This window comes from Pseudomonas sp. ICMP 3272, assembly GCF_001466905.1.
Classification (GTDB): Bacteria; Pseudomonadota; Gammaproteobacteria; order Pseudomonadales; family Pseudomonadaceae; genus Aquipseudomonas; species Aquipseudomonas amygdali.
This window is the reverse complement of record NZ_LKEK01000011.1, coordinates 1-479: the sequence shown is the minus strand read 5'-3', so window position 1 is coordinate 479 and position 479 is coordinate 1. Positions and strand designations below refer to the sequence as shown.

General features: G+C 59.1%; 1 protein-coding gene. It reads right to left on the bottom strand.

Going from position 1 to position 479, the window contains the following annotated elements:
* The coding region (locus AO068_RS02330) for a hypothetical protein (protein WP_152999730.1) at positions 1 to 479 on the bottom strand (479 nt) is incomplete at both ends.

Below are 479 nucleotides of genomic sequence, written 5' to 3'. Positions count from 1 at the left end.
GCTTCGCTGCTGAGCAGACCACCGCTGTTGTCCAGCGCACCGGACACATCAATGCTCATGTCCTTCTGACTCGCCAGCGTACCGCCTGCGTTATCCAGGCGTGCACCGTCGAGACGCAGGGTGTTACCGAACAACAGGCCTTTATTCAGGTTGATCACGCGCGCCACGGTCAGCCCAAGTGCAGTTACCTTGCCGCCGTTGCTGTTGTCGAGCGTCTGACCAATGATGTCCACACCGATCTGGCTGGACAGTTCACCGGCCTTGTTGTCGATATCGGTAACATCGATTTTCAGCGCTTTTGTAGAGCCCACCAGGCCGCCTGCCTGGTTGTCGAGGGTTTTGCCGGTCAGGGTCAGATTGCCCTGCGCAACCAGTGCCTGACTGGCGATACGACCACTGCCGTTGAGAGCGCTGTCGACCTGCAACTGCATCAGGCCAGCGGCGTTGAGCAGACCGTTCTGGTTATCCAGATGCGTGCC